This is a genomic window from Streptomyces sp. NPDC002104, from assembly GCF_053593795.1.
This window is the reverse complement of the sequence record NZ_JBSFDF010000060.1, coordinates 20,823-42,768: the sequence shown is the minus strand read 5'-3', so window position 1 is coordinate 42,768 and position 21,946 is coordinate 20,823. Positions and strand designations below refer to the sequence as shown.

Below are 21,946 nucleotides of genomic sequence, written 5' to 3'. Positions count from 1 at the left end.
GGTTCCGGGAGCACGACAAGATCGCGGTCGGGCGAGGCGACGACGGACAGCCCTTGCTGAATACGGTTGCGCCGACGGCCGTGAGGGCCCTGCTCCACTCCGACGGCCGACTCCCGGACCGCCGCCGCACCGGCGTTCGCGCCCAACCCGCCTGGCGGCCGCGCTCGGTGACTGCGCGCCCTGGGCCTGGTGGCCGCCGCCTTCGAGTGACGTGAACCCTTGCATGTTCTATGCCATAGACCATAGATTACCGGCAGGTAGCCCGGCTGGACGGGCCCGCATCGGCTTCGGGAAGGCGGTGGAGCGAGTGAGTCCGCGCAGAAGTGACAGTCGCGACCGGATGGTCCTCAGTGCCGCCGCCCTCCTGCCCGAGTACGGGGCGAGCGGTACGAGCATCGACCGGGTCCTCGCCCACAGCGGAGCACCCCGGGGCTCGGTGTACCACCACTTCCCCGGCGGGCGGACCCAGCTCATCGACGAAGCGGTGTCGCTCGCCGGGGACTTCATCGCGGGTCTGATCGATGCCATGACGCGGGCCGGTGATCCGGTGGCCGCCGTCGACGCGTTCTTCGTCCTGTGGCGTGACCGGCTCGTGGACAGCGACTTCCGGGCCGGCTGTCCGATCGTGGCGGTGGCCGTGGAGACCAACGACGACGCGCCCCAACTCGTCCGCTCCGCGGCCGCCGTCTTCGCCCGCTGGCGCGATGCCCTCGCGGCCCTGTTCGTCCGGCACGGCCTGCCGGAGGAACGCAGCCGCACACTCGGCTCCCTCATCATCGCCGCGGCCGAAGGCGCGGTGATCATGTGCCGGGCCGAGCGGAGCACCGAGCCGATCGAGGCGGCCGCTGCCGAGATCCACGAGCTGCTCCGGTACGCCCTGCGCGAGCGCGGCGCGTCCGAGCCCTCCCCCCGTCCGTAGACCGCACACGTCCACAGGAGAACGAACGTGACCACCGCCGACCTCACCTCCATGACCGGCCTGGAACTGATGCGCTGGGTGCAGACGGAACGCCCCACCGACATTCCCTCCATCGGCCGGCTGCTGGGCATGCGCTTCGACGAGGTCGAGCACGGCCGCATCGTCGTCTCCCTCGACACCCGCCCCGACTTCGCCAACCCCCTGGGCACGGTTCACGGCGGCATCGCCGCCACCCTCCTCGACTCCGCGATGGGCTGCGCCGTCCACACCACGCTCCCCGCCGGCACCGGCTACACCACCCTCGAACTCAAGGTCAACTACATCCGCGCCGCCCGCACCGACGGACAGGTGCTCACCGCCGAGGGCAAGGTCATCCACGCCGGACGCCGTACCGCCACCGCCGAGGGCAAGGTCCTGGACGGCCAGGGCAAGCTGATCGCCCACGCGACCACCACCTGCATGATCTTCTGATCCCGGCGGACGTCCGGCGTCCCCGCCGGTACCCCGAGCGGGCGGTGCGCGGTCTTGCCGGTCGGAGTCACGAGGTCATCGCGCGCGCTCCACCCGCACGAGCCATTCGGCGAGGAGCGCGCGCAGGAGCTCCGGCTGCTCGTGGGGCAGGGCGTGGCCCGCGTCGTCGACCACGGCGAGCGAGGCGTGCGGGTAGTGGCCGGCGAGGTCGCAAGCGGCCGCGTATCCGACCGTCGAGTCCAGCCTCCCCGCCACCAGCACGGTCGGGCCCGCGTAGGCCGGTGCGTGCTCCGGGGTGAACTCCCAGCGTTCGCCGATCCGCTCCAGCGCCGCCTCGTCGACGAGCGCGGCGGCCGGGGCGACATGGCGTTCGTACCGTTCGAGCATCTCCGGGGTCTGGATCACGAAGTAGCTCCGGAACACGTCGTCACCGATCTCACCCGATCCGGCGACGACACGGTGCTCCGGGACCTCGCGCAGCCCCGGCAGCAGCGGACAGACCAGCGCCAGCCCGGCGACCCGCGCCGGGCGCCGCGCGGCCATCGCCCGCGCGAAGTACGCGCCCGCCGAGTGGCCGACGAGGAGGTACGGGCTGCCGCCCGTGACCTCGTCGGCGAAGTCGAGCAGCAGGTCGCGGACGTCGTCGGCGCTGCGCAGCGTGTCCGGAGCGGCCGTCCGGCCCATTCCGGGGAGATCGGGATAGATCCGCCGCAGCCGCGCGACTCCCTCGAGGGCCGGCTCGAAGCAGGCCTCGGCCTCGCGGTGATCGACGCCGGCACCGTGGAGTACGAGCACGGGCCGGCCGGTCCCGTGCTCCACGGAGTGGACCGCCACCCGGCCCGCGCGGATCTCCATCCCCGCATGCTAAGGGCTGTCCCGGCCGGGTCGAGTACGGCCCGCCCGGTGGTCCCGGTCCCGGCGCCGCTCCCTCCGGATCACCGGGATGGCCCTGGGCGGCAGCGGCTACCCCCTGTACGCCTCCAGCAGCCGCAGCCAGATCTCGCTGATCGTCGGGAACGCCGGGACCGCGTGCCACAGCCGCTCGATGGGCACCTCGCCCGCGACCGCGATCGTCGCCGCGTGCAGGAGCTCGGCCGCGCCCGGGCCGACGAAGGTGGCACCGAGCAGGACCTCGCGGTCCAGGTCCACCACCATGCGGGCCCGGCCCCGGTAACCGTCGGCGTACAGACCCGCGCCGGAGACCTTGCCGAGGTCGTAGTCCACGGCCCGGACCCGGTGGCCGGCGCGCTCCGCCTCCGCGAGGGTCAGGCCCACCGACGCGGCCTCGGGGTCGGTGAACACGGCCTGCGGGAGGGCCTGCGTATCGGCCGTCGCCGCGTGCGCTCCCCAACGGCCGGTGTCCAGTGCCGCGTTGCCCGCCGCGCGGGCGGCGATGACCGCGCCCGCGATCCGGGCCTGGTATTTGCCCTGATGGGTGAGCAGCGCCCGGTGGTTGACGTCGCCGACCGCGTACAGCCAGTCGATCCCCGGGACCCGGCAGCTGTCGTCCACCGCGATCCACCCGCCCGGGGCGAGCCCGACGGTGTCGAGACCGATGTCCTCGGTGCGCGGGGCGCGCCCCGTCGCCACCAGCAGCTCGTCGCCCTCCAGCCGCTCGCCGCCTTCGAGCACCACGGTGACGGGCCCGGTCGGGCCGTCCCGTTCGACGGACTCGACGGCCACGCCCGTACGGACCTCCGCGCCCGCCTCGCGCAGCGCCTCGGCGACCAGCTCCCCGGCGAAGGGCTCCATGCGCGGCAGCAGCCCGGAGCCCCGTACGAGCAGGGTCACCCGGGAGCCGAGCGCCTGCCAGGCCGTGGCCATCTCCGCGGCCACCACCGACCCGCCCACGATCAGCAGCCGGCCCGGCGCCGCCTGCGCCGACGTGGCCTCGCGGCTGGTCCACGGCCGGGCCTCCTCGATGCCCGGCAGCTCCGGGATCACGGCCCGGGTACCGGTCGCGACGACGACCGCGTGCCGGGCGGAGAGCACGTGGTGCTCCCCCTCCGGGCTGGTGACGGCGACCTTGCGGACCCCGTACAGCCGCCCGTGACCCCGGTACACGTGGGCGCCGACCGACTCCAGCCAGTCGATCTGGCCGTCGTCCTTCCAGCTTCCGGTCCAGTAGTCGCGGTGCGCGAGGACCGCTTCCGCGTCCAGCGGGCCGGCCACGGCCCCCGCCAGACCGGGCACCCGGCGCGCGTCCGCCCTGGCCAGCGCCGGACGGAGCAGCGCCTTGCTGGGGACGCAGGCCCAGTACGAGCACTCGCCGCCCACCAGCTCGCTCTCGACCAGTGCCGTGCTCAGCCCGGCGGCGCGGGTCCGGTCGACGACGTTCTCGCCGGCCGGCCCCCCACCGAGGACCACTACGTCGTACTCCACCGCTTCGCTCATCGGGCCAGTCTCACCGCACGGCGCGGGCCCGTCACGTAATCGGGTGTCCGGCGTGCCGGGATCAGGCCCCCGGCGTCCCGGGCTCCTCGGTCGCGGCGCCGGCCGCGCCCGCCTGCTCGGCTGCGATCTTCATCCGCACCTCGTCCATGTCCAGCGCCCTGGCCTGGGTGATGAGGTCCGTCAGCGCCGCCTCCGGCAGCGCGCCGGGCTGCGAGAAGATCGCGACCTGGTCCCGGACGATCATCAGCGTCGGGATCGAGCTGATCTGGAAGGCCGCGGCGAGCTCCTGCTGCGCCTCGGTGTCCACCTTGGCGAAGAGCAGATCGGGGTTGGCCTCGGCGGCCTTCTCGTACACCGGGGCGAACTGCAGGCACGGACGGCACCAGCCCGCCCAGAAGTCGATCAGGACGAACGGGTTCTCGCTCACCGTCCGGTCGAAGTTCTCCTTGGTGAGTTCGACAGTAGCCACGGTATTCCAGACCTCCAGAGTGCTGTGCTGCTTGCCTTTGCTGAACGAACGACCGGCTCGAAGCATTCCTGACCGCGCACGATGCACGCCATGCGCACCATGTGCCCAGGGCCCCCAGCGGGCGGCCCGGGGCGTCCGGACCGACGGTACGGGCCTGCGCGCCCTCGTCGCCGAGGCCACCCGGGCCGGCCGGTCACGGGAAGGGGACGGCTCGGAGGAGCCCGCCGACGGACGGGAGGAGTACCTCATGAGCCAGGTGGACCCGGAGACGGCCTAGAACGGATGCCCGCCCGGGGTGGCGCGGAGCGTGGTCCAGCGCAGCTCGGTGAAGGCGTCGAGGTTCGCCTCCCCGCCGAACCGGGCGCCCGTCCCGGACGCGCCCACGCCGCCGAAGGGGGCGACCGCCTCGTCGTTCACCGTCTGGTCGTTGACGTGCGCTATCCCGACCGGGATCCGCCCCGCCAGGTCCAGCCCGCGCGCCGCGTCGCCGGTCACGATCCCGAGGGAGAGCCCGTAGGGGCCGGCGGAGGCGAGCTCCACGGCCTCGTCCTCCGTCGCGAAGGACCGTACGGGCGCCACCGGCCCGAAGACCTCCTCCGCGTAGGCGGGGCTGTCGTCACCGGCGCCCGCCAGCACCGTCGGCCGGTAGAAGAGGTCCTGGTACGAGCCTCCGGTGACGAGTTTGGCGCCCTGCGCGGAGCTGGCCTCGACCAGACCGTGGACCCGGTCCAGCTGGGCCCGGTCGATGAGCGGCCCCAGGTGCACCCGTTCCCGGTAGGGGTCCCCGACCGCGAGCTCCTCCGCGCGCGCCGCGAGCCGCTCGACGTACTCGTCGTGGAGCGAGGCGTGCACGAGGTGCCGGCCGGCCGTCATGCAGATCTGGCCCTGGTGGAAGAAGGAGCCCCAGGAGGCCTGCGCGACGGCCGCCTCCACATCGGCGTCACGCAGCACGAGGAGCGCCGAGTTGCCGCCCAACTCCAGGTGCGCGCGCTTGAGATGACGCCCCGCCAGCTCGCCGACGAGCCGGCCGCTCGCGGTGGATCCGGTGAACGACACCACCCTGACCAGGGGATCGGCGATCACCGCCGCGCCCGTCTGCGCACCGCCGGGCAGGACGTGCAGCAGCCCTCCCGGCAGGCCTGCGGCCGCGAAGACGGCGGCCAGTGCGAGCCCGCCGCTCACCGCGGTGCGGCGGTCCGGCTTGAGGAGCACCGCGTTGCCGAGGGCGAGCGCGGGCGCGACCGAGCGGATCGAGAGGATCAGCGGCGCGTTGAAGGGCGCCACCACCCCGACGACACCGACCGGTTCGCGGCGGGTGAAGGACAGCCGAGGCGCCTCGCTCGGCAGCACCTGGCCGGCCGGACGCGAGGCCAGGGCCGCGGCCTCGTAGCACTCCTGCGCGGCGACGTGCAGCTCGAAGTCGGCTTTGCCGGGGATGGACCCGGACTCCCGGACCAGCCAGTCCCGCAGTTCGCCGGCGTGGGCGGTGAACAGGTCCCCGGCCCGGCGCAGCACGGCCGCGCGCTCCAGGTGGGTGGCCCGCGCCCAGTCCCGCTGGGCCGCGTGGGCCCGTACGGCGACCTCCGCCACATCGGCCGGGGCGGCCAGGTCGATGGTCGCGAGGGTCTGGCCGGTGGCGGGTTCGAGGACCGGGGCGGTACCCCCGGTGAGGGTGGGTCCGTCCTGCCAGAGCGTCGGATCGAGGAGCGGCATGGCGCGGGGCCTCCGGGTGCGGTGAGCGTGGCGCGGGGGGCGGCAGCACGCGCCATCGTGCCACCACCACCGCCCCGGAGGCACCAATTCTCTTCAGTTGCAGAGCAGTTGACGCCCGACTATGACCGGAAACGATCGACCGCCCGGAGCCGGGTCAGGTCAGCGCTCCAGCACGAGGGCGATGCCCTGCCCCACGCCGATGCACAGGGCCGCGATCCCGGTACCGGATCCGGCCGCCGCCAGCTGGTGCGCCACCGAACCGGCCAGCCGGGCGCCCGAAGCCCCGAGCGGGTGCCCGATCGCGATGGCCCCGCCGCGCGGGTTGACCACGGCCGGATCCAGCTCGGGCCAGGCGGCCAGGCATCCCAACGCCTGCGCGGCGAAGGCCTCGTTGAGTTCGAAGGAGGTCAGATCCGCAAAACCGCGGCCCGCCTTGGCGAGCGCGCGCTCGACGGCCTCCACCGGACCCAGACCGAAGAGCTGGGGCTCGATCCCGGTGACGGCCGACGCACTGATCCGGGCCAGGGGCTCCCGCCCGGTGGCGGCGAGGCCCTCCTCGTCCGTCAACAGGAGCGCGGCGGCTCCGTCGTTGAGCGGCGAGGCGTTGCCCGCCGTGACCGTGCCGGTGCCGTCGGTGCGGAAGGCGGGCTTCAGACGGGCGAGCGCCTCCGGGCCGGAACCCTCGCGGATGCACTCGTCGCGCAGCAGGTCCACGGCCGCGTACGGAACCACCTCCGCGTCGTACTGCCCCGCCGCCCAGGCCGCGGCCGCCTTGCGGTGGCTCTCCAGCGCGAAGGCGTCCTGCGCCTCGCGGGTGATGCCGTGCTTGTCGGCGACGAGCTCGGCCCCCTCGCCGAGGGAGCCGGTCCACTCCGCGGGCATCCGGGGGTTGGTCATCCGCCAGCCGAGCGTGGTGGACCACATCTGCTGGTGCCCCGCGGGGAAGGCGCGCTCCGGCTTCTGCACCACCCAGGGGGCCCGGCTCATGGACTCGACGCCTCCGGCGATGGCCACGGAGGCGTCACCGAGCGCGATGGCGCGGGCCGCCTGGACGACGGCTTCGAGCCCGGAGCCGCAGAGCCGGTTGACGGTGACCCCGGGCACGGTCACGGGGAGTCCTGCGAGCAGCACCGCCATCCGGGCCACGTCGCGGTTGTCCTCGCCCGCGCCGTTGGCGTCGCCGAAGACGACGTCGTCGATGCGGGCCGGGTCCAGCTGGGGCGTACGGTCCACGAGCGCGCGCACCACGTGGGCGGCCAGGTCGTCGGGGCGGATCCCGGCGAGGGCGCCGCCGAACTTCCCGATCGGGGTGCGGACGGCGTCGACGACGTAGACGTCGCGGACGGTACGGATGCTCATGGAGTCCCTCCGGAGCGAGCGGGAGGCGGCGCGGCACACCGACGCCACTGTCCGGCCCGGCGCACGCTCCGCCCGCGCCCGGTGGGGCGCGCCCGAAGTCTCCGTCCCCCCGGCCCCCCTGTCAACGGTCACCAGGCCCCGCCGGGGCCCCGACCTGCGCCTGCCGCACGCCGGCGCCGCTCGGCCGGATGCCCCGCAGGGCGTTTTTCAGCCCCGCCGGCGCGAGCGGAGCGACGGGCTCACGTCGAGTCCCGCGGGACCGCCACGGCCGCCATCAGCTCGTGCCTGCGCACGGCCGCCGCGGGCTCCCGTACCGCCTGGTCCACCAGCGCCGCCAGCCGCTCCCCGGTCGGCATCTCGATCTGCACCGTGCTGAGCCTCGGCCGCAGCAGCCGGCCGATCAGCAGGTCATCGGCGCCCATGACGGCCACGTCCTGCGGCACCCGCAGACCCACGTCCTGGAACGCCCGCATCAGCAGCATCGCGTACTCGTCGTTGTACGCGAACGCGGCCTGCAGACCGAGCGATTCCCACCGCTGCGCCAGCTCGGCGGCCGACTCCTCCGAGTAGGCCATCCACAGGGCGGTGATCTCCGCCCCCGCCACGGACCGCGCGCCCTCCAGCCGGGGCGTGGAGAACAGCCCGAGCCCTTCCTCCTCCGGAACGACCACGCCGATCCGCCGCCGGCCCCGCTCCACCAGGTGCTCCGCCGCCCGGGCGCCGACCTCCGCCTGGTCCATGACCAGCGCGTGCGCCCCGGAGACGGCTTCCGGCCCCATCGTCAGCACCGCGCGCGCCCCGGCCCGCTTGAGCGTGGCCACGTTGTGCGCGGACAGGGTGATCTCGCCGAGGGAGAGCACCGCGACCGGCCGGAGTTCGGCCCAGGCCCGTGCGGCCTCGTCCCCGGTGAGGCCGAGGCTGCCGTACTGGACCACCGTGTAGTCCAGGGCGCGCAGCGCCCACTGCAACTCGTTGAGGAAGGTGCTGTAGAGCGGGCCGATCGGGACGTGCGAGGTGGGCAGCAGCACGATGCGGGTGTGCCCGGCACGCAGGCTGCGGGCGGCCGCGTGGGGTACGTAGCCGAGCTCTTCGGCGGCCTCGCGCACCTTGCGGCGGGTCGGCTCGCTGATGCGTACGGCCTCCGCGTTGTTCAGGACGTACGAGACCGTCGCGCGCGACACGCCGGCGAGCCGGGCGACGTCGGCGCTGGTCGGCACGGGCGGCTGGGACTGCGACGGCGGTGTGGGGGGCTTCGATGACTGAGACATTGCCGTGGCATCTTTCCAGACCGTTTGTGCCCGGGGGCTAGCGGATGGCCGGAAACCAATGCTACACAGTGGTTACACGAATCACTGACACGTGTAACCAGGGCGTCATCCCGGCGTCATCACAGGTGTTTCCCCACGTGTCCGTGGCGTGCCCAGCCGTGCCGCCGCCCTGCCGCGTTCCGTCGCACCCCCGCCGTCGCGACAGGGCGGCGCGCACTCCTCCCCACGCGTCCCCCCGCTCCTCCCCACACCCCTCAGCGCACCTCCCACCCCTCGCCCCTTCCCAATTGCCCAGGAGGGCACCGTGGCCCTTTCCTCCCCCGGCACCGGCACCGCCGCCGCCACCACCGACGCGCCCGCCTCCCGGCGCGGTCTGCTGCCCTTGCTGCTCGTCGGCAACGGCGCCATGTACGCCCTGTACATCGGCGTCGCCGGCGTACTCCTCGCCCTCCAGGTCGAAGACATCGACGCGGCGAACAAGGTCTCCAACTTCGGCCTGATCGCGGGGGTCTCGGCGATCTTCGCGACGGTCTTCAACCCGGTCGCGGGCGCCCTGTCCGACCGCAGCGGACGGCGCAACCCCTGGATCCTGGGCGGTGGGCTCGCCGCGATACCGGCGATGTTCCTGCTCGGCGTCGCGGACACGATCCTGCTCATCACCATCGCCTGGTGCCTCGGCCAGGCCGTGATGAACATCTACCAGGCCGCCATCACCTCCGTGGTCCCCGACCGGGTGCCCATGAGCGCCCGCGGCAAGGCCTCCGCCGCCGTCGGCCTCGGCCTGCCGCTGGGCTCGACCGTCGGCGCCCTGATCGGCGCGGCGTTCTCGGACGACTACCGCACCGGGTACCTGGTCTTCGGCGCGCTCGTCGCCGGCGCCGCCGTCCTGTTCACCGTCTGCACCCGCGAGGAACGGCGCCCGGCCAAGCCCTCCATGCCGGTCAAGGAGCAGCTCGCCGCCTTCGCGAGCGCCCTCAAGGACCACGACTTCCGCTGGGCGTTCATCGGGCGGGCGCTGCTGGTGCTCGGCTACTTCGCGGTGAGCGGCTACCAGCTGTACATCCTCCAGGACCACACCGTGCTGCCCGAGGGCATGAAGCCGGAGGCGGCCGTCGCCGTCCTGATGCCGCTGACGAGCGTGGCGATGGTCGTCTCCACCGTCCTCGGCGGCTGGCTCTCGGACAAGTACGACCGCCGCAAGCTCTTCGTCGGCGCCTCCGCCCTGCTGTCCGCCATCGCCCTGGTGATCCCGGCCCTGTCGACCAGCTGGACGGCCATGCTGGCCTTCGCCGTGATCAACGGCCTCGCGTTCGGCTGCTACATGGCGGTGGACACCGCACTGGTGACGATGGTGCTCCCCAAGGCCGAGGACGCGGCCCGCGACATGGGCGTGCTCAACATCGCCAACGCGGGCCCGCAGATCGTCGCCCCCTTCATCGCCTCGGTGATCGTCTCCGTGAGCGGCGGCTACACGGCCCTGTTCATCGCGGCCGCGGCCCTCGCCGTGGCGGGCGCCCTGGCGGTCAAGCCGATCCGCGGCGTCCGCTGAGGCGGGCGAGCCCTGCCCGCCACCCCGTTCCCCTTGACCGACGCCTCGTGCGTCACCCCTGAAGACTGCGTCACCCCTGAAGACGAAGACAGAAACGAAAACGAAAGGCACCACCGTGCAGCTCCACACCCACACCTGGGGCGAGGGCGACCGCATCGCCCTCCTGATCCACGGGATCATGGCCGACCACCGCACCTGGCGCCGGGTCGGCCCCGCCCTCGCCGAGCGCGGCTACCGCGTCATCGCGGTGGACCTGCGCGGCCACGGCGCGAGCGGCCGGGGCGAGTACAGCCCGGAGGCCTTCGCCGACGACGTGGCCGAAACCCTCCCGGCCGGCGCCGAACTCGCCATCGGCCACTCCCTGGGCGGCCTGACCCTCTCGAAGGCCGTGGACCGGCTGAAGCCGAAGCGCGCCGTGTTCTCCGACCCGGCCTGGCACCTGGCGGAGCTTCCCGAGGGCTTCGGCCCCGAGATGTTCGCCCGGTTCAAGTCGGCCCCCAAGGAGCAGATCCAGGCGATGAACCCGCGCTGGGAGGAGGCCGACGTGGACGTCGAACTGGCCACCCTGGCCCTCTGGGACGAGGCGACCGCCCTGGGCCTGCTTCCGCTGACGGGCACGGACCTGCTGCCGGCCGCACCGGTGGTCCCCTCGCTCGTGCAACTGGCGGACCCGAGCTTCCTGATCACGCCGGAGCGGGCGACGCTCCTCAAGGAGCGGGGCTTCGAGGTCCGCTCGGTTCCGGGCGCCGGCCACACCATCCACCGGGACGACTTCGACGGCTTCATGGCGTCGCTGGAGGGGTGGATCTGAAGGGGGGACCGCCACCCGCCCCCCGACCCGCCGGCACACGCTCCCACGTGCACCCCGGCACCCGGTAACCTCGCCCGAATGACGGCACTTTCGCATCACGGCAACGGTCACGTCGAGCAGCCCGGGCGGGACGGGGTCACCGCGACCGCCGAGGCCGATCCGAACGCCATCGGGCCGGTGCAGACCTCGTACGCCCCCGATCGCGACGGGGATCCCGATCCCGGCGAGATCGTCTGGACCTGGGTTCCCTTCGAGGAGAACGACGGGCGGGGCAAGGACCGGCCCGTCCTGGTCGTGGCGCGGGAGGAGGGCGGCACGCTCCTGGCCGTGCAGTTGTCCAGCAAGCGGCACGACCACGACCGGGAGTGGGTCCCCATCGGGACCGGACCCTGGGACGGCGCGGGACGGGAGTCCTGGGTGGACGTGGACCGGGTGCTGCGCGTCCACGAGGACGGCATGCGGCGCGAAGCGTGCGCGCTGGACCGGGGCCGGTTCCAGCTCGTCGTGGACCGGCTGCGCGAGCGGTACGGCTGGCGGTAGCCGTCGGACGGAGCCGGGGCCCGGGCCCCGGCTCCGTCAGCCGTTGCGCGTGGCCTCCCAGAGCGCACTGGTGCCGAAGTAGGAGTCGTACAGCTCCTGCACCTCCAGGAGGCTCTCGGGCGGGACCTTCCCGTACCGGATCCGCTCCAGGTGCCGGAAGTACTCGAAGCGCTCGACGCCCGGCGTGATGATGACGAGCATCTCGGCGATCTCGCCCGGGGCGGCGGCGAAGGCGTGCTGCATGCCTGGCGGTACCACGACGACGTCGCCGCGCTCGGCCGTCACGACCTGGTCGCCGGCGAGCAGCTGCGCGGTCCCGTCGAGGACGTAGAACATCTCCGCGGACTTGCCGTGATGGTGGGGACGGGCCCCGTTCGCGCCCTTGGCCAGGGTCACCCGCATCGTGGAGAGCGCGCCGCCCACCTGGGCGCTGTCCACGAGCAGGTGGTTCTGGACCGGGGCGCCGTCTCCGATGAGCTCGGCGTCGGCTGCCCGTACGACGACGGAGTCGTCGAAGTCGGGAATGAAGAAGGACATCCTCGATCACCTGTTCTGTGTTTGTGCGCGCCCGTCATTGGCCGGCGTCGCGGATCTTCCTCAGGATCGGAACCATCAGGGAGACCACGGTCCCGCCAGGACCCGCTCGAACGTGGCCCGGGGCTTCGGATCGCGGTCGAGGACGCCGAACACCACCCGTTCGAAGACTCCCGCGAACCGGCCGGCCAGCAGGCCGCGGAAGGCCTCCGCCACCTGCGCGGGGTCGTTCCGGAAGACCCCGCACCCCCAGGCACCCAGGACCAGCCCCCGGTACCCGTGCAGCGCGGCCACCTCCAGCACCAGCTGCGCGCGGCGGGCCAGGGCGGCGGGGATCTCGGGCTCGCGGTCCGGTTCCTGGCGGCGGATGGTGCCCGCGTTCGGAGCCGGCGAGGTGAGGAACCCGGCCCGGAAGGGGGTGTCCAGCAGGGTGCCCCGGTCGTCGCGGAAGACGGGGACCCCGGGTGAGTGAATCACCCGGTCGGTGTAGAAGGTGCTGACCTCCGCGCGGTGGATCGCGTAGTACTCCGGGGCCTCCAGGAGGGTCTCGTACAGCGCCGAGGCGCGGCACAGGGCCTCCTCCTGGGCTTTGGCCCCGCGGACGTAGCCGCCCCCGGGATTCCGGGCCGAAGCGAAGTTCAGGACGGCCACCGAAACGGTTCCGGGGTGGTCCCCGGCGAGCCTGCGGGCGGCGGCCGTGCTGCTCTCGCCGGTGACCTCGACGACGGTCCGGTGGGGCCCCCGCACGTCCGGCTCGCCTGGAATGACACGGTTTGGGCCATATATTCTGGTTCCTGCCTTGGCCTCCGCCACGGCGGCGGCGATCGACACCTGCCGTCCCGACCGCGTCCGGTACCCACCGGCCGCCACGATCTCCGCATTTTCCCGCGCGATCTCGCGCAATCTGCCGCTCATGTGGTGATCCTCGGCGCTTCGGCAGGGCGCTCGCAATGGATTTGTGCCCCAGCGGTTTGTGCCCCAAAGGACGGGTAGGCACGGGTGATGTCAGAACCGACGACAGGAGACGAGGGCCCCGTCATGCCCCAGGACTCACTCACCCGACTGACCGAAACCTCCGCCGAGGAGCTGATCCACGGCATCTGTTTCAAGACCGGCCCGCCCCGCTTGCTGGGCGCGGAGCTCGAATGGCTGGTGTTCGACGCCGAGGAACCGGGCCGGCCCGTTTCCCACGACCGCCTCGCCGCCGCGCACGATGCGGCCCGGGCCCTCCCGCTCGGTTCCGGCGTCACCGTGGAGCCCGGCGGCCAGCTGGAACTCAGCTCGGCCCCCGCCGGCTCCCTGACCGGCTGCGTCGACGACCTCCAGGCCGATCTGACCGCTGTCCGGGGCGCCCTGCGCGAGCAGGGGCTGGTCCTGCGCGGACTCGGCCACGATCCGCGCCGCCCCCTGCGGCGGATGCTGGCCAGCCCGCGGTACGAGGCGATGGAGACCTACTTCGACCGCACCGGCCCGGCCGGGCGCGCCATGATGCGCGCCTCGGCGTCCGTCCAGGTCAATGTGGACGCCGGTCACGAGGAGCCCGGCCCGCTGGGCCACGGCAGGCGCTGGCGCCTGGCCCACCTCCTCGGTGCGGTACTGGTCGCCTCCTTCGCCAACTCCCCCGCGCACGAAGGTCCGTACGCCGGCTGGCGGTGCTCCCGCCAGGGGATCTGGAGCGACATCGACACCCGGCGCTCCCTCGCCCCGCCACTGGAGGCGGAGCCGCGCGGTGCGTGGACGCGGCAGGCGCTGGACACCGAGGTGATGTGCGTGCGGACGCTCGAGGAGGGCGCGCCCTGGGCGGTACCGCGCGGGCTGACCTTCCGCGACTGGCTGCGCTCCGACGGGGGCCACCGGCCGCCGACCGCCGCCGATCTGGAGTACCACCTGACCACCCTCTTCCCGCCGGTACGGCCCCGGGGCCATCTGGAGCTGCGGATGATCGACGCGCAGCCCGGCGAGGACGGCTGGCTGGTCCCGGTGGCGGTGGTGCACGCGCTGTTCGACGACCCGGAGGCCGCGGAGACCGCGTACCGGGTGGCGAAGGGGCTGGCCGACTCCTACGGCGCCGGGCCCGCGCCGCGCAATCCGCTGTGGCGCTCCGCCGCCCGTGACGCGCTGTCCGATCCGGAACTGCGGTCCGCGGCCCGCACCTGCTTCCGGGCCGCGGTCTCGGCGCTGCCCCGGCTGGGAGCCAGTGGCCACGTCCTCGACACCGTCGGCGAGTTCACCGAGCGCTACGTGTCCCGCGGCCGCTGCCCGGCGGACGACCGCGCAGACGACCGAGCAGACGACCGGGCCGAACCGCAGCACGCGCAGGCCGGCCCGCATCCCCATCCGCAGCAGGCGCAGCAGCCCGCGCGCCCGCACCCGCGAACGCGACCGCAGCCGACGGGCGAGGAGGCACGCTCATGACCGCCGACCCGGAGCTCCTGCGCGAGCGGGCCGCCGCCGCCCTCACCGCGGCGCGCGTCCGCACGGCCGGGCTCACCGATCCCGTCGACGAAGCGGACCTGACCGCCCAGCACTCCCCCTTGATGTCCCCGCTGGTCTGGGACCTCGCGCACATCGGGAACATGGAGGAACTCTGGCTGCTGCGCAACGTGGCGGGCCGCGAGTCCATGCACCCCGAGATAGACCCGCTCTACGACGCGTTCGAGCATCCCCGCGCGGAGCGCCCGAAGCTGCCGCTGCTGAGCCCCGGCGAGGCCCGCACGTACGCCGCCGAGGTGCGCGGCCGGGTCTTCGACCTGCTGGAGCGCACCCCCCTGGAGGGCACGGCACTGCTGGACGGCGGTTACGTCTTCGGGATGATCGCCCAGCACGAACAGCAGCACGACGAAACGATGCTGATCACCCATCAGCTGAGGCAGGGCGCACCGGTGCTGACGGCGCCCGACCCCCGGCCCCCGCAGGGCCCGCCGCCTGCCGCCGCCGAAGTGCTGGTACCCGCGGGCCCGTTCACGATGGGCACCTCCGCGGAGCCCTGGTCGCTGGACAACGAGCGGCCCGCGCACCAGCGCGAGGTCGAGGCGTTCTGGATCGACACCGTTCCGGTGACCAATGCCGCGTACCAGGAGTTCATGGCGGACGGCGGCTACCGCGAGGAGCGGTGGTGGGAGCCGGCCGGCTGGGCGGAGATCCGGCGGCACGGGATCGAGGCGCCGCTGTTCTGGCACCGCGAGGGCGACACCTGGCTGCGCCGCCGGTTCGGGGTCACCGAGCCGGTGCCCGGGGACGAGCCGGTGCTGCACGTGAGCTGGTACGAGGCCGACGCGTACGCCCGCTGGGCGGGGCGGCGGCTGCCCACCGAGGCGGAGTGGGAGAAGGCCGCCCGCCACGATCCGCGGGCCGGGCGCTCCACCCGCTACCCGTGGGGCGACGCGGACCCCACGCCCGCGCATGCCAACCTCGGCCAGCGCCACCTGCGGCCGGCCCCGGCGGGCGCCTATCCGGCGGGGGCGTCCCCGCTCGGAGTGCGCCAGCTCATCGGCGACGTGTGGGAGTGGACGGCTTCGGACTTCCTTCCCTACCCCGGCTTCCGGGCGTTCCCGTACCGCGAGTACTCGGAGGTGTTCTTCGGCCCGGAGCACAAGGTGCTGCGCGGAGGTTCCTTCGCCGTGGACGCCGTGGCCTGCCGGGGCACCTTCCGCAACTGGGACCTGCCGGTGCGACGGCAGATCTTCTCCGGGTTCCGGACCGCGCGCGGCGCCGTCCCCGCAGGCTCCGCCGGGCAGGCCTGATGTGCCGTCACCTCGCTTATCTCGGGGCGCCCGTGAGCCTCGGCCGGGTGCTGAGCGAGCCCGAGCACTCGCTGGTGCGGCAGTCCTGGGAGCCGCGCCGCCAGCGTTCGGGCACGGTCAACGCCGACGGCTTCGGCGTCGGCTGGTACGCGGAGGGGGACCCGGTGCCCGCCCGCTACCGCCGGGCCGGGCCGATCTGGGGCGACCTCACCTTCGGCGACCTCGCCCGGGTGATCCGCAGCGGGGCCGTACTGGCCGCCGTACGGGACGCCACGCGGCCCGGCGCCGACGGGGAGGCGGCGGCCGCCCCCTTCGCGGAGGGGCACTGGCTGTTCAGCCACAACGGCTCGCTGCGGGACTGGCCGGACGCCGTGGCCCCGGTCGCGGCCGGGCTGCCTCCCCAGGAGCTGCTGTCGCTGGCCGCCCGGACGGACTCGGCGCTGATCTGGGCGCTGGTCCTGCACCGGCTGCGGAAGGACCCGGACCTCGGCGCGGCGCTGGCCGGGACGGTAGGGGAGCTGGCCGGGGCCGCGCCCGGATCGCGGCTGAACCTGCTGCTGACCGACGGCCGGGCCGTCGCGGCGACCGCCTGGGGGGATTCCCTGTGGTACCTGGCCGACACCGCGGCGCAGCGGACGGTGGTGGCCTCGGAGCCCTACGACGAGGACCCGCGCTGGTGCGAGGTGCCGGACCGGACCCTGCTGACCGCCACGCGCACCCGGGTGGACCTCGTCCCGCTGAAGGAGACCCCCGCCGACGCACCGCACGGATCGCACGCACCGCACGCACCGCACGCACCGCACGCACCGCACCAAGGAGACGACGGCCAGTGAACGACTTCCAGCTGACCCGCACCCTCGACGAGCACGCCGCCGAGACGGCGCTGCGCGCGGATGTGCACGACGGCCTGACCCGGTCCCCCAAGTCGCTTCCGCCCAAGTGGTTCTACGACGCCCGGGGCAGTGAACTCTTCGAGGAGATCACCCGGTTGCCCGAGTACTACCCGACGCGCGCCGAGCGGGAGATCCTGCTCGAACGCGCCCGGGAGATCGCCTCGGTGAGCGGAGCCCGCACCTTGGTGGAGCTGGGCTCCGGCTCCTCGGAGAAGACCCGGCACCTGATCGAGGCGCTGCCCGCGCTGGACACGTACGTACCGGTGGACGTGAGCGAGAGCGCGCTGGCCGGGGCGGCGAAGATCCTGCTGGAGGAGCATCCGGGGCTGCGCGTCCACGCGCTGCTGGCCGACTTCACCCGCGCCCTGCGGCTGCCGGACTCCCCCGGGCCCCGGCTGGTGGTGTTCCTGGGCGGCACGATCGGGAACCTGCTGCCTGCGGAGCGGGCGGTGTTCCTGGCGGACGTACGGGCGATGCTGTCGCCCGGGGACGCGCTGCTGATGGGCACGGACCTGGTGAAGGACCCGGCCGTCCTGGTCTCGGCGTACGACGACGCCCAGGGAGTGACGGCCGAGTTCAACAGGAACGTACTGACCGTGGTCAACAGGGAGTTGGGCGCGGACTTCCACACCGCCGACTTCGACCACGTGGCGGTGTGGAATCAGGAGCACGAGTGGATCGAGATGCGGCTGCGGGCGCGGAGGCAGTCGGTGGTGAAGGTCCGGGCACTGGATCTGGAGGTGCCCTTCGAGGCGGGCGAGGAGATCCTGACGGAGATCTCGGCGAAGTTCCGTCAGGAGGGCGTCCGTAGGGAACTCGCTTCCGCTGGACTGGAGTTGACCCACTGGTGGACGGATGCGGGGGGCCGTTTCGCCCTGTCGCTGTCGGTGGCGGACGGTATCGGAACCGACGGCTGGGAGGGCACGCCGGGCAGCAGCCGCGCCGGCCGTGACGCGGGTGCCGTCGGTGACGCGGATGCCGTCGGTGACGCGGGTGACGCGGGCACCGGTTCGGCGAGCACGGCCGTCTGAGCCGCCGCCGCGAGGTCCCGCCGGTGCGCGTACCGGCCCGGCGGGATCCGCGGCAGCAGCCGGACCTCGGCCCGCACCCCGCGGGCCCGCGCGATCCGCCACAAGGAGGCGGTCAGCGGATCGTCCCCGACGAAGGCGGGCGCCCCGGCGGGCCCCCCGTCATCGAGCAGGTAGCTGATCCGTACGGGCTGTACGGGCACCCGCGCGTCCAGCGCGGCCTGGAACGCGGCGCGGCGGAAGGGCCCTTGGGCGCGTCCGCACCAGGTGGAGCCCTCGGGGTAGACGGTGACGCGGTCGCCGTCGGCCAGGGCCCGGGCGAGGAGGCCGACGGTGGCCGGCAGGCTCCGGAGCCGGTCGCGTTCGATGTAGAGGGTGCCGGCCTGCCGGGAGAGCGGTCCGAGGACCGGCCAGCCGCGGATGTCGCTCTTGGCCAGCATCCGGGACGGCAGGACGGCGGCCACGAGCGGGATGTCCAGCCAGGAGATGTGGTTGGCGACGATCAGCCGGCCACCGCCGGGGCCGGGTGTCCCGTGCACGGTGATCCGCAGGCCGAGGGAACCCAGCAGGGCGGCGGCCCAGGACCGTACGAGGACGTGCCGGGGGCGCTCCGGAAGCAGCCGCAGCGGCGGGGCGCCCAGGATCCCGAGCAGGACCAGGGCGATGGCGCCGGCGAGCCGCAGTACCGCGCGCGGCACGCTCGCCGTGCGTCCCTCGTGGCCGGCGCAGTCCTCGGGGGTGCAGGGCGAGGTCGGGAGCCAGGCGCTCATGCGGCCGGGGCGAGCGCGAGGAAGTGCTTGAGGTAGCGGGGGTTGGTGCGCCGCAGCGAGAGCAGGACGTACAGATCGGCGCAGCCGAACTCCGCGTCCAGGGCGGGCTCGCCGCAGACCCAGGCGCCCAGGCGCAGGTATCCGCGCAGCAGCGGGGGCAGTTCCATCCGGCAGGGGAAGGTGATGCCCTCGGGGTTCCACGGGAGGTGCGGGGTGACCCGGTACTCGACGGGCGCGAGGCTGCGGGTGAGGACGTTCTCCCGGGTGGCGGCGGCCAGCACCCCGCCGTCGGAGAGCGGTACGGAGCAGCAGCCGGCGAGCCAGTTGTGCCCGGAGCGGTCCATGTACCGGGCGAGGCCGGCCCAGATGAGGGCGATGACGGCGCCGTTGCGGTGGTCGGGGTGGACGCAGGAGCGGCCCACCTCGACGAGGTCGGGGCGGATCGGAGCGAGGGCGGAGAGGTCGAACTCGCCCTCGGAGTAGAGGCGTCCGGCGATGGCGGCGCGTTCCGGGGGCAGCAGCCGGTAGGTGCCGACGACCTGCTCGGTCTCCTCCTCCACGACGAGGAGGTGGTCGCAGTAGGCGTCGAAGGCGTCGGAGTCCAGGCCCGGCTCGGGGCCGTCGAGCCGGGCGCCGAGCTCTCCGGCGAAGACCTGGTGGCGCAGCCGCTGGGCGGCGCGCACCTCGTTCTCGTCGCGGGCGAGACGGACGGCGTAGCGCGGTGCGGGAGTCTCCGCCGCCTGCGGGGCGGGCGCCTGGGCAGGGGTGAAGACCGAGGCGGGGGGCACGGTGGAGGTGGGGGCGACGACCGACGGGGACAGCGGGGCGATGGTCATGACGGCTCCTGGTCCGGCACGGGAAGCCAGGCCGGCAGGTGTGTGGCCTGGCTTCTTTACTTCTTCCGTGACCGGCTGGATTCGACATGGCCGCTTCGCGGCCCTCGGATGTGCGGACGCTGAACTTGGCGGGCGGACCCCTCCGGGGCCCTCTCCGGGGCCGTCTCCCCGCGGGGCCCGCCCGCCCACCGGTGCCCCGGGATCAGCGGTCGGAGCTGAGGACCTTGCTGATGGTGTCGGAGGCCGCCTTCGCCGCTCTCTCGGGATCCCCGCCGGTGAGGACGGCCGTCATGAACGGCTTGATCGGGTTCTTGGCCTCGACCTCGGCCCAGAAGGGGGACTGCGGGGTGGCGCGGCCCTGCGCGGCGCCGGGGGCCATCGCCGTGGCACCTTCGTTGCCCGCGACCACGTGCGCGAGGGTGCTCTTGTTGGGGACGTAACTCATGGTGGCGGCCAGCTCGGTCTGCCACGTCTCGCTGACCAGGGCCGTGATCACGTCGACGGCGTGCTTACGCTGCTTCGTCTTCGCGGGGATGATCAGGTCCGAGCCGCCGGTGAAGACGGAGCCGACCTTGTCGGCGGTCTTCCCGGGGATCGGGAAGAAGCCGAGCTTGCCCTTGAGGTCCGGGTTCGCGGCCTCGATGGCGGCGGCCTGGCCGGGCGGGGCGATGATCTGGGCGATCCCGCCGCGGGCGAAGACGTCGGACTGCGGGGGCGTCTCCTCGTCGGCGTCCTTGGGGCCGTCACCGAGGGCCTGGAGCTGCTTGTAGAACTCCATGCCCGCCAGGGCCTTCTCCTCGTCGAGGGTGCCGATCCAGCGGCCGCCGCTCTCGACGGCGAGGTCGCCGCCCTCGTCCCAGATGAACCCGGCGAGGACGTACCAGTTCTGCCCGGCGAGGTAGATGCCCTGCTGGCTGCCCTTGTCGAGCTTCTGCGTGGCCTGGATCCATTCCTGGCGGGTCTTGATCGGCGCCTTGACCCCGGCACTCGCGAAGAGGTCCTTGTTGTAGATCACCACGCGGTTGGCGGCGTACCAAGGGACCCCGAACTGGGCCCCGTTGACCTTGCCGGGCTCGGAGAGGCCCTTCAGCCAGTCCTTGCCGTCCCACTCGCGCAGGGCCTCCAGGGTGAGTTCGGAGACTCCGCCGCCCTCCACGTACTGCGCGACCTGGGTGTTGCCGACCTCGATGACGTCCGCGCTCTCCTCGCCCGTGCCGGACAGGACGGCGTTGACCTTGTCGCCGATGCCCTTCCACTCCTGGATCTTCACGTCGAGGTCCACACCCGGGTGTTCCTTCTCGAAGGCGGCGGTGAACTTGCCTATGAACTCCTCGGAGGCACTGCCCTTCATCAGCCAGAGCGTCACCTTCTGCGCACCCCCGCCCGACCCCGTGAAACTGCAGCCGGTGAGGGCGGTCGCGGCCGCGAGAGCGGTGGACACGGCGAGGAAGCGCATCTTCACGAGGGGTCACCTTCTGGGGGATTGATCTCAGATGGCTTGAAATTGGCATAGACCAATGGGTGGGTCAAGGGGGTATCGCTATGGATTGTTCACGCATAGTTCGCGGACCCGGACTTACTGGGGCACCGTAGAACAAGGCAACAGCCACCCCAGTGTCGGGAGACCCCCATGTCCAATCACACGTACCGGGTGACCGAGATCGTGGGCACGTCCCACGAGGGCATCGATCAGGCCATCCGCAACGGCATCGCGCGCGCGGGCGAGACCCTCCACCATCTCGACTGGCTGGAAGTCGTTCAGATCAGGGGGCACATCGAGAACGGCGAGATCGCGCACTACCAAGTGGGGATCAAGGTCGGCTTCCGTCTCGACGGCGCCGACGAGGCCTGAGAGCCGATCCCCGGGGCGGTACGGGCCCGCGGGCTCCCCGGGGCACCCGCGGTGCCCGCCGGGGTCGCCGCGGGCCCGGGCTCGCCGCAACGCCCGGAGCCACCACGGACGCCCGGAGCACCGCGGATGCCCGGAGCCACCGCGGACGCCCAGAGTCACCGCGGACGCCCGGAGTCACCCGGGGCGCGCCGGGCCACCCGGGCGCCCGGGTGGCCCGTCAGGTGCGCCCCTCGCCCTCCTGCGCGTCCTTGAGTTCCGGCGCGTCCGCCGCCCAGTTCGCCAGGACCACCCGGAAGCCCGCCGCTCGCGCGGCCTGGCACACCAGCTCGTCGTCGTCCACCAGCATCCGCACCTCGCGGCCCCGCGAGATCCGCCGCAGGACCTCCAGCTTGGTCGTCCGGGCGGGCCGCCGGTCCTGGTTCCCGCGCATCCACACCCGCCCCTCGGGCAGCCCGTTCCGGACGAGCCAGTCCTCCGTGTCCGCGCGGCACCGCTCCGGGCGGCCGGTGAGGTACGTGACCTCGCAGTCGGCCGCGCTCTCCACCGCGAGCGCGATCCCGCGGGCGAGGGGCGGATCGGCCGGGGCCGCCCCGAAGAAGCCGCTCCAGTCGCGCGGCCGGCGCTCCAGGAAGTGCTGGCGGTGGGCGGTGTCGGCCAGGGTGTTGTCGATGTCGAAGACGGCCAGGGGCCTTCGGTTCTGAGTCTCGGTCACTCCGCCAGCCTAAGCAGCCGGGACGGCCGGTAGGGTCCTGACCTGGTGGTCCCGGGGGAGGGCCCGACACACGGGGGTCACGGCA

Annotated in this window: 21 protein-coding genes and 1 pseudogene; 10 read left to right on the top strand and 12 right to left on the bottom strand. The window is 73.3% G+C overall.

Features of this window, described 5'->3' with window-relative positions:
- The first annotated feature begins 340 nt into the window (after window positions 1-340).
- The gene (locus tag ACWCP2_RS33340) at window positions 341-919 is read left to right on the top strand and encodes a TetR/AcrR family transcriptional regulator (protein ID WP_450912300.1); all 579 of its coding nucleotides are present in this window, start codon (window positions 341-343) and stop codon (window positions 917-919) included.
- Window positions 920-946: 27 nt separating this feature from the next.
- Window positions 947-1,390, top strand: a complete 444-nt coding sequence (locus tag ACWCP2_RS33335) for a PaaI family thioesterase (RefSeq protein ID WP_450912299.1) — start codon at window positions 947-949, stop codon at window positions 1,388-1,390.
- 75 nt (window positions 1,391-1,465) lie between these two features.
- On the opposite strand, the gene ACWCP2_RS33330 is transcribed toward ACWCP2_RS33335, so the two are convergent.
- The 6 genes from ACWCP2_RS33330 to ACWCP2_RS33305 form a co-directional block, all read right to left on the bottom strand.
- Window positions 1,466-2,245, bottom strand: a complete 780-nt coding sequence (locus ACWCP2_RS33330; RefSeq protein ID WP_450912298.1) for an alpha/beta fold hydrolase — start codon at window positions 2,243-2,245, stop codon at window positions 1,466-1,468.
- Window positions 2,246-2,353: 108 nt separating this feature from the next.
- Window positions 2,354-3,784, bottom strand: a complete 1,431-nt coding sequence (locus ACWCP2_RS33325; protein ID WP_450912297.1) for a dihydrolipoyl dehydrogenase family protein — start codon at window positions 3,782-3,784, stop codon at window positions 2,354-2,356.
- A gap of 61 nt (window positions 3,785-3,845) precedes the next feature.
- Entirely contained in the window at window positions 3,846-4,253 is a 408-nt protein-coding gene (locus ACWCP2_RS33320) for a thioredoxin family protein (protein ID WP_450912296.1), read from the bottom strand.
- A gap of 273 nt (window positions 4,254-4,526) precedes the next feature.
- Complete coding sequence (locus tag ACWCP2_RS33315; protein ID WP_450912295.1) at window positions 4,527-5,966, bottom strand: aldehyde dehydrogenase family protein; 1,440 nt, start codon at window positions 5,964-5,966, stop codon at window positions 4,527-4,529.
- Window positions 5,967-6,125: 159 nt separating this feature from the next.
- The gene (locus ACWCP2_RS33310) at window positions 6,126-7,325 is read right to left on the bottom strand and encodes a thiolase family protein (RefSeq protein WP_450912294.1); all 1,200 of its coding nucleotides are present in this window, start codon (window positions 7,323-7,325) and stop codon (window positions 6,126-6,128) included.
- Between the two features lie 239 nt (window positions 7,326-7,564).
- Window positions 7,565-8,593: a LacI family DNA-binding transcriptional regulator gene (locus ACWCP2_RS33305; protein ID WP_450912293.1), complete on the bottom strand. Its 1,029-nt coding sequence runs from the start codon at window positions 8,591-8,593 to the stop codon at window positions 7,565-7,567.
- Between the two features lie 304 nt (window positions 8,594-8,897).
- Here ACWCP2_RS33305 and ACWCP2_RS33300 point away from each other — a divergent pair, with 304 nt between their 5' ends.
- The 3 genes from ACWCP2_RS33300 to ACWCP2_RS33290 all read left to right on the top strand — a co-directional run bounded on the left by ACWCP2_RS33300 (window position 8,898) and on the right by ACWCP2_RS33290 (window position 11,493).
- Window positions 8,898-10,142, top strand: coding sequence for an MFS transporter (locus tag ACWCP2_RS33300; RefSeq protein WP_450912292.1), 1,245 nt, complete (start codon window positions 8,898-8,900; stop codon window positions 10,140-10,142).
- Window positions 10,143-10,257: 115 nt separating this feature from the next.
- Entirely contained in the window at window positions 10,258-10,953 is a 696-nt protein-coding gene (locus tag ACWCP2_RS33295) for an alpha/beta fold hydrolase (RefSeq protein ID WP_450912291.1), read from the top strand.
- Between the two features lie 78 nt (window positions 10,954-11,031).
- Entirely contained in the window at window positions 11,032-11,493 is a 462-nt protein-coding gene (locus ACWCP2_RS33290; RefSeq protein WP_450912290.1) for a type II toxin-antitoxin system PemK/MazF family toxin, read from the top strand.
- A gap of 36 nt (window positions 11,494-11,529) precedes the next feature.
- On the opposite strand, the gene ACWCP2_RS33285 is transcribed toward ACWCP2_RS33290, so the two are convergent.
- Both ACWCP2_RS33285 and ACWCP2_RS33280 read right to left on the bottom strand, forming a co-directional pair.
- The gene (locus tag ACWCP2_RS33285) at window positions 11,530-12,030 is read right to left on the bottom strand and encodes a cupin domain-containing protein (RefSeq protein ID WP_450912289.1); all 501 of its coding nucleotides are present in this window, start codon (window positions 12,028-12,030) and stop codon (window positions 11,530-11,532) included.
- A gap of 75 nt (window positions 12,031-12,105) precedes the next feature.
- A complete protein-coding gene (locus ACWCP2_RS33280) occupies window positions 12,106-12,942 on the bottom strand; it encodes a TIGR02452 family protein (RefSeq protein ID WP_450912288.1) in 837 nt (278 codons plus the stop codon).
- 87 nt (window positions 12,943-13,029) lie between these two features.
- On the opposite strand from ACWCP2_RS33280, the gene egtA reads away from it, so the two are divergent.
- The 4 genes from egtA to egtD are packed head-to-tail and all read left to right on the top strand — an operon-like array spanning window position 13,030 to window position 17,694.
- Window positions 13,030-14,442, top strand: coding sequence for an ergothioneine biosynthesis glutamate--cysteine ligase EgtA (egtA, locus tag ACWCP2_RS33275; RefSeq protein WP_450912287.1), 1,413 nt, complete (start codon window positions 13,030-13,032; stop codon window positions 14,440-14,442).
- The gene (gene egtB / locus ACWCP2_RS33270; protein WP_450912286.1) at window positions 14,439-15,770 is read left to right on the top strand and encodes an ergothioneine biosynthesis protein EgtB; all 1,332 of its coding nucleotides are present in this window, start codon (window positions 14,439-14,441) and stop codon (window positions 15,768-15,770) included. Before egtA ends, egtB begins: the two co-directional genes overlap by 4 nt.
- Window positions 15,770-16,603, top strand: a complete 834-nt coding sequence (gene egtC, locus ACWCP2_RS33265) for an ergothioneine biosynthesis protein EgtC (protein ID WP_450912285.1) — start codon at window positions 15,770-15,772, stop codon at window positions 16,601-16,603. The genes egtB and egtC overlap by 1 nt, the downstream gene beginning before the upstream one ends.
- Window positions 16,600-17,694 carry an L-histidine N(alpha)-methyltransferase gene (egtD, locus tag ACWCP2_RS33260; protein WP_450912284.1) on the top strand — a complete coding sequence of 365 codons (1,095 nt, stop codon included), beginning with the start codon at window positions 16,600-16,602 and terminating at the stop codon, window positions 17,692-17,694. Before egtC ends, egtD begins: the two co-directional genes overlap by 4 nt.
- Window positions 17,695-17,927: 233 nt before the next feature.
- Here the strand turns inward: egtD and ACWCP2_RS33255 are convergent.
- From ACWCP2_RS33255 to ACWCP2_RS33245, 3 genes and pseudogenes are all read right to left on the bottom strand, one after another.
- Window positions 17,928-18,461 (bottom strand): annotated as a pseudogene (locus tag ACWCP2_RS33255) (lysophospholipid acyltransferase family protein); the annotation flags it as partial.
- Window positions 18,458-19,297 carry a GNAT family N-acetyltransferase gene (locus ACWCP2_RS33250; RefSeq protein WP_450912283.1) on the bottom strand — a complete coding sequence of 280 codons (840 nt, stop codon included), beginning with the start codon at window positions 19,295-19,297 and terminating at the stop codon, window positions 18,458-18,460. The gene ACWCP2_RS33250 and the pseudogene ACWCP2_RS33255, both read right to left, overlap by 4 nt.
- A 202-nt stretch (window positions 19,298-19,499) precedes the next feature.
- The gene (locus tag ACWCP2_RS33245) at window positions 19,500-20,759 is read right to left on the bottom strand and encodes an extracellular solute-binding protein (protein WP_450912282.1); all 1,260 of its coding nucleotides are present in this window, start codon (window positions 20,757-20,759) and stop codon (window positions 19,500-19,502) included.
- 168 nt (window positions 20,760-20,927) lie between these two features.
- On the opposite strand from ACWCP2_RS33245, the gene ACWCP2_RS33240 reads away from it, so the two are divergent.
- Window positions 20,928-21,149 carry a dodecin gene (locus ACWCP2_RS33240; protein ID WP_450912281.1) on the top strand — a complete coding sequence of 74 codons (222 nt, stop codon included), beginning with the start codon at window positions 20,928-20,930 and terminating at the stop codon, window positions 21,147-21,149.
- Window positions 21,150-21,366: 217 nt separating this feature from the next.
- On the opposite strand, the gene ACWCP2_RS33235 is transcribed toward ACWCP2_RS33240, so the two are convergent.
- Window positions 21,367-21,861: a phosphatase domain-containing protein gene (locus ACWCP2_RS33235; RefSeq protein ID WP_450912280.1), complete on the bottom strand. Its 495-nt coding sequence runs from the start codon at window positions 21,859-21,861 to the stop codon at window positions 21,367-21,369.
- Window positions 21,862-21,946 lie beyond the last annotated feature (85 nt).

What these genes read in the sequence shown, in the direction of transcription:
- ACWCP2_RS33330 (WP_450912298.1), bottom strand. Translation starts at nt 2,245, where the DNA reads ATGGAGATCCGCGCGGGCCGGGTGGCGGTCCACTCCGTGGAGCACGGG.
- ACWCP2_RS33285 (WP_450912289.1), bottom strand. Translation starts at nt 12,030, where the DNA reads ATGTCCTTCTTCATTCCCGACTTCGACGACTCCGTCGTCGTACGGGCA.
- egtB (WP_450912286.1), top strand. Translation starts at nt 14,439, where the DNA reads ATGACCGCCGACCCGGAGCTCCTGCGCGAGCGGGCCGCCGCCGCCCTC.
- ACWCP2_RS33340 (WP_450912300.1), top strand. Translation starts at nt 341, where the DNA reads ATGGTCCTCAGTGCCGCCGCCCTCCTGCCCGAGTACGGGGCGAGCGGT.
- ACWCP2_RS33290 (WP_450912290.1), top strand. Translation starts at nt 11,032, where the DNA reads ATGACGGCACTTTCGCATCACGGCAACGGTCACGTCGAGCAGCCCGGG.
- egtC (WP_450912285.1), top strand. Translation starts at nt 15,770, where the DNA reads ATGTGCCGTCACCTCGCTTATCTCGGGGCGCCCGTGAGCCTCGGCCGG.
- ACWCP2_RS33250 (WP_450912283.1), bottom strand. Translation starts at nt 19,297, where the DNA reads ATGACCATCGCCCCGCTGTCCCCGTCGGTCGTCGCCCCCACCTCCACC.
- ACWCP2_RS33310 (WP_450912294.1), bottom strand. Translation starts at nt 7,325, where the DNA reads ATGAGCATCCGTACCGTCCGCGACGTCTACGTCGTCGACGCCGTCCGC.
- ACWCP2_RS33325 (WP_450912297.1), bottom strand. Translation starts at nt 3,784, where the DNA reads ATGAGCGAAGCGGTGGAGTACGACGTAGTGGTCCTCGGTGGGGGGCCG.
- egtA (WP_450912287.1), top strand. Translation starts at nt 13,030, where the DNA reads ATGTCAGAACCGACGACAGGAGACGAGGGCCCCGTCATGCCCCAGGAC.
- ACWCP2_RS33315 (WP_450912295.1), bottom strand. Translation starts at nt 5,966, where the DNA reads ATGCCGCTCCTCGATCCGACGCTCTGGCAGGACGGACCCACCCTCACC.
- ACWCP2_RS33280 (WP_450912288.1), bottom strand. Translation starts at nt 12,942, where the DNA reads ATGAGCGGCAGATTGCGCGAGATCGCGCGGGAAAATGCGGAGATCGTG.
- ACWCP2_RS33240 (WP_450912281.1), top strand. Translation starts at nt 20,928, where the DNA reads ATGTCCAATCACACGTACCGGGTGACCGAGATCGTGGGCACGTCCCAC.
- ACWCP2_RS33305 (WP_450912293.1), bottom strand. Translation starts at nt 8,593, where the DNA reads ATGTCTCAGTCATCGAAGCCCCCCACACCGCCGTCGCAGTCCCAGCCG.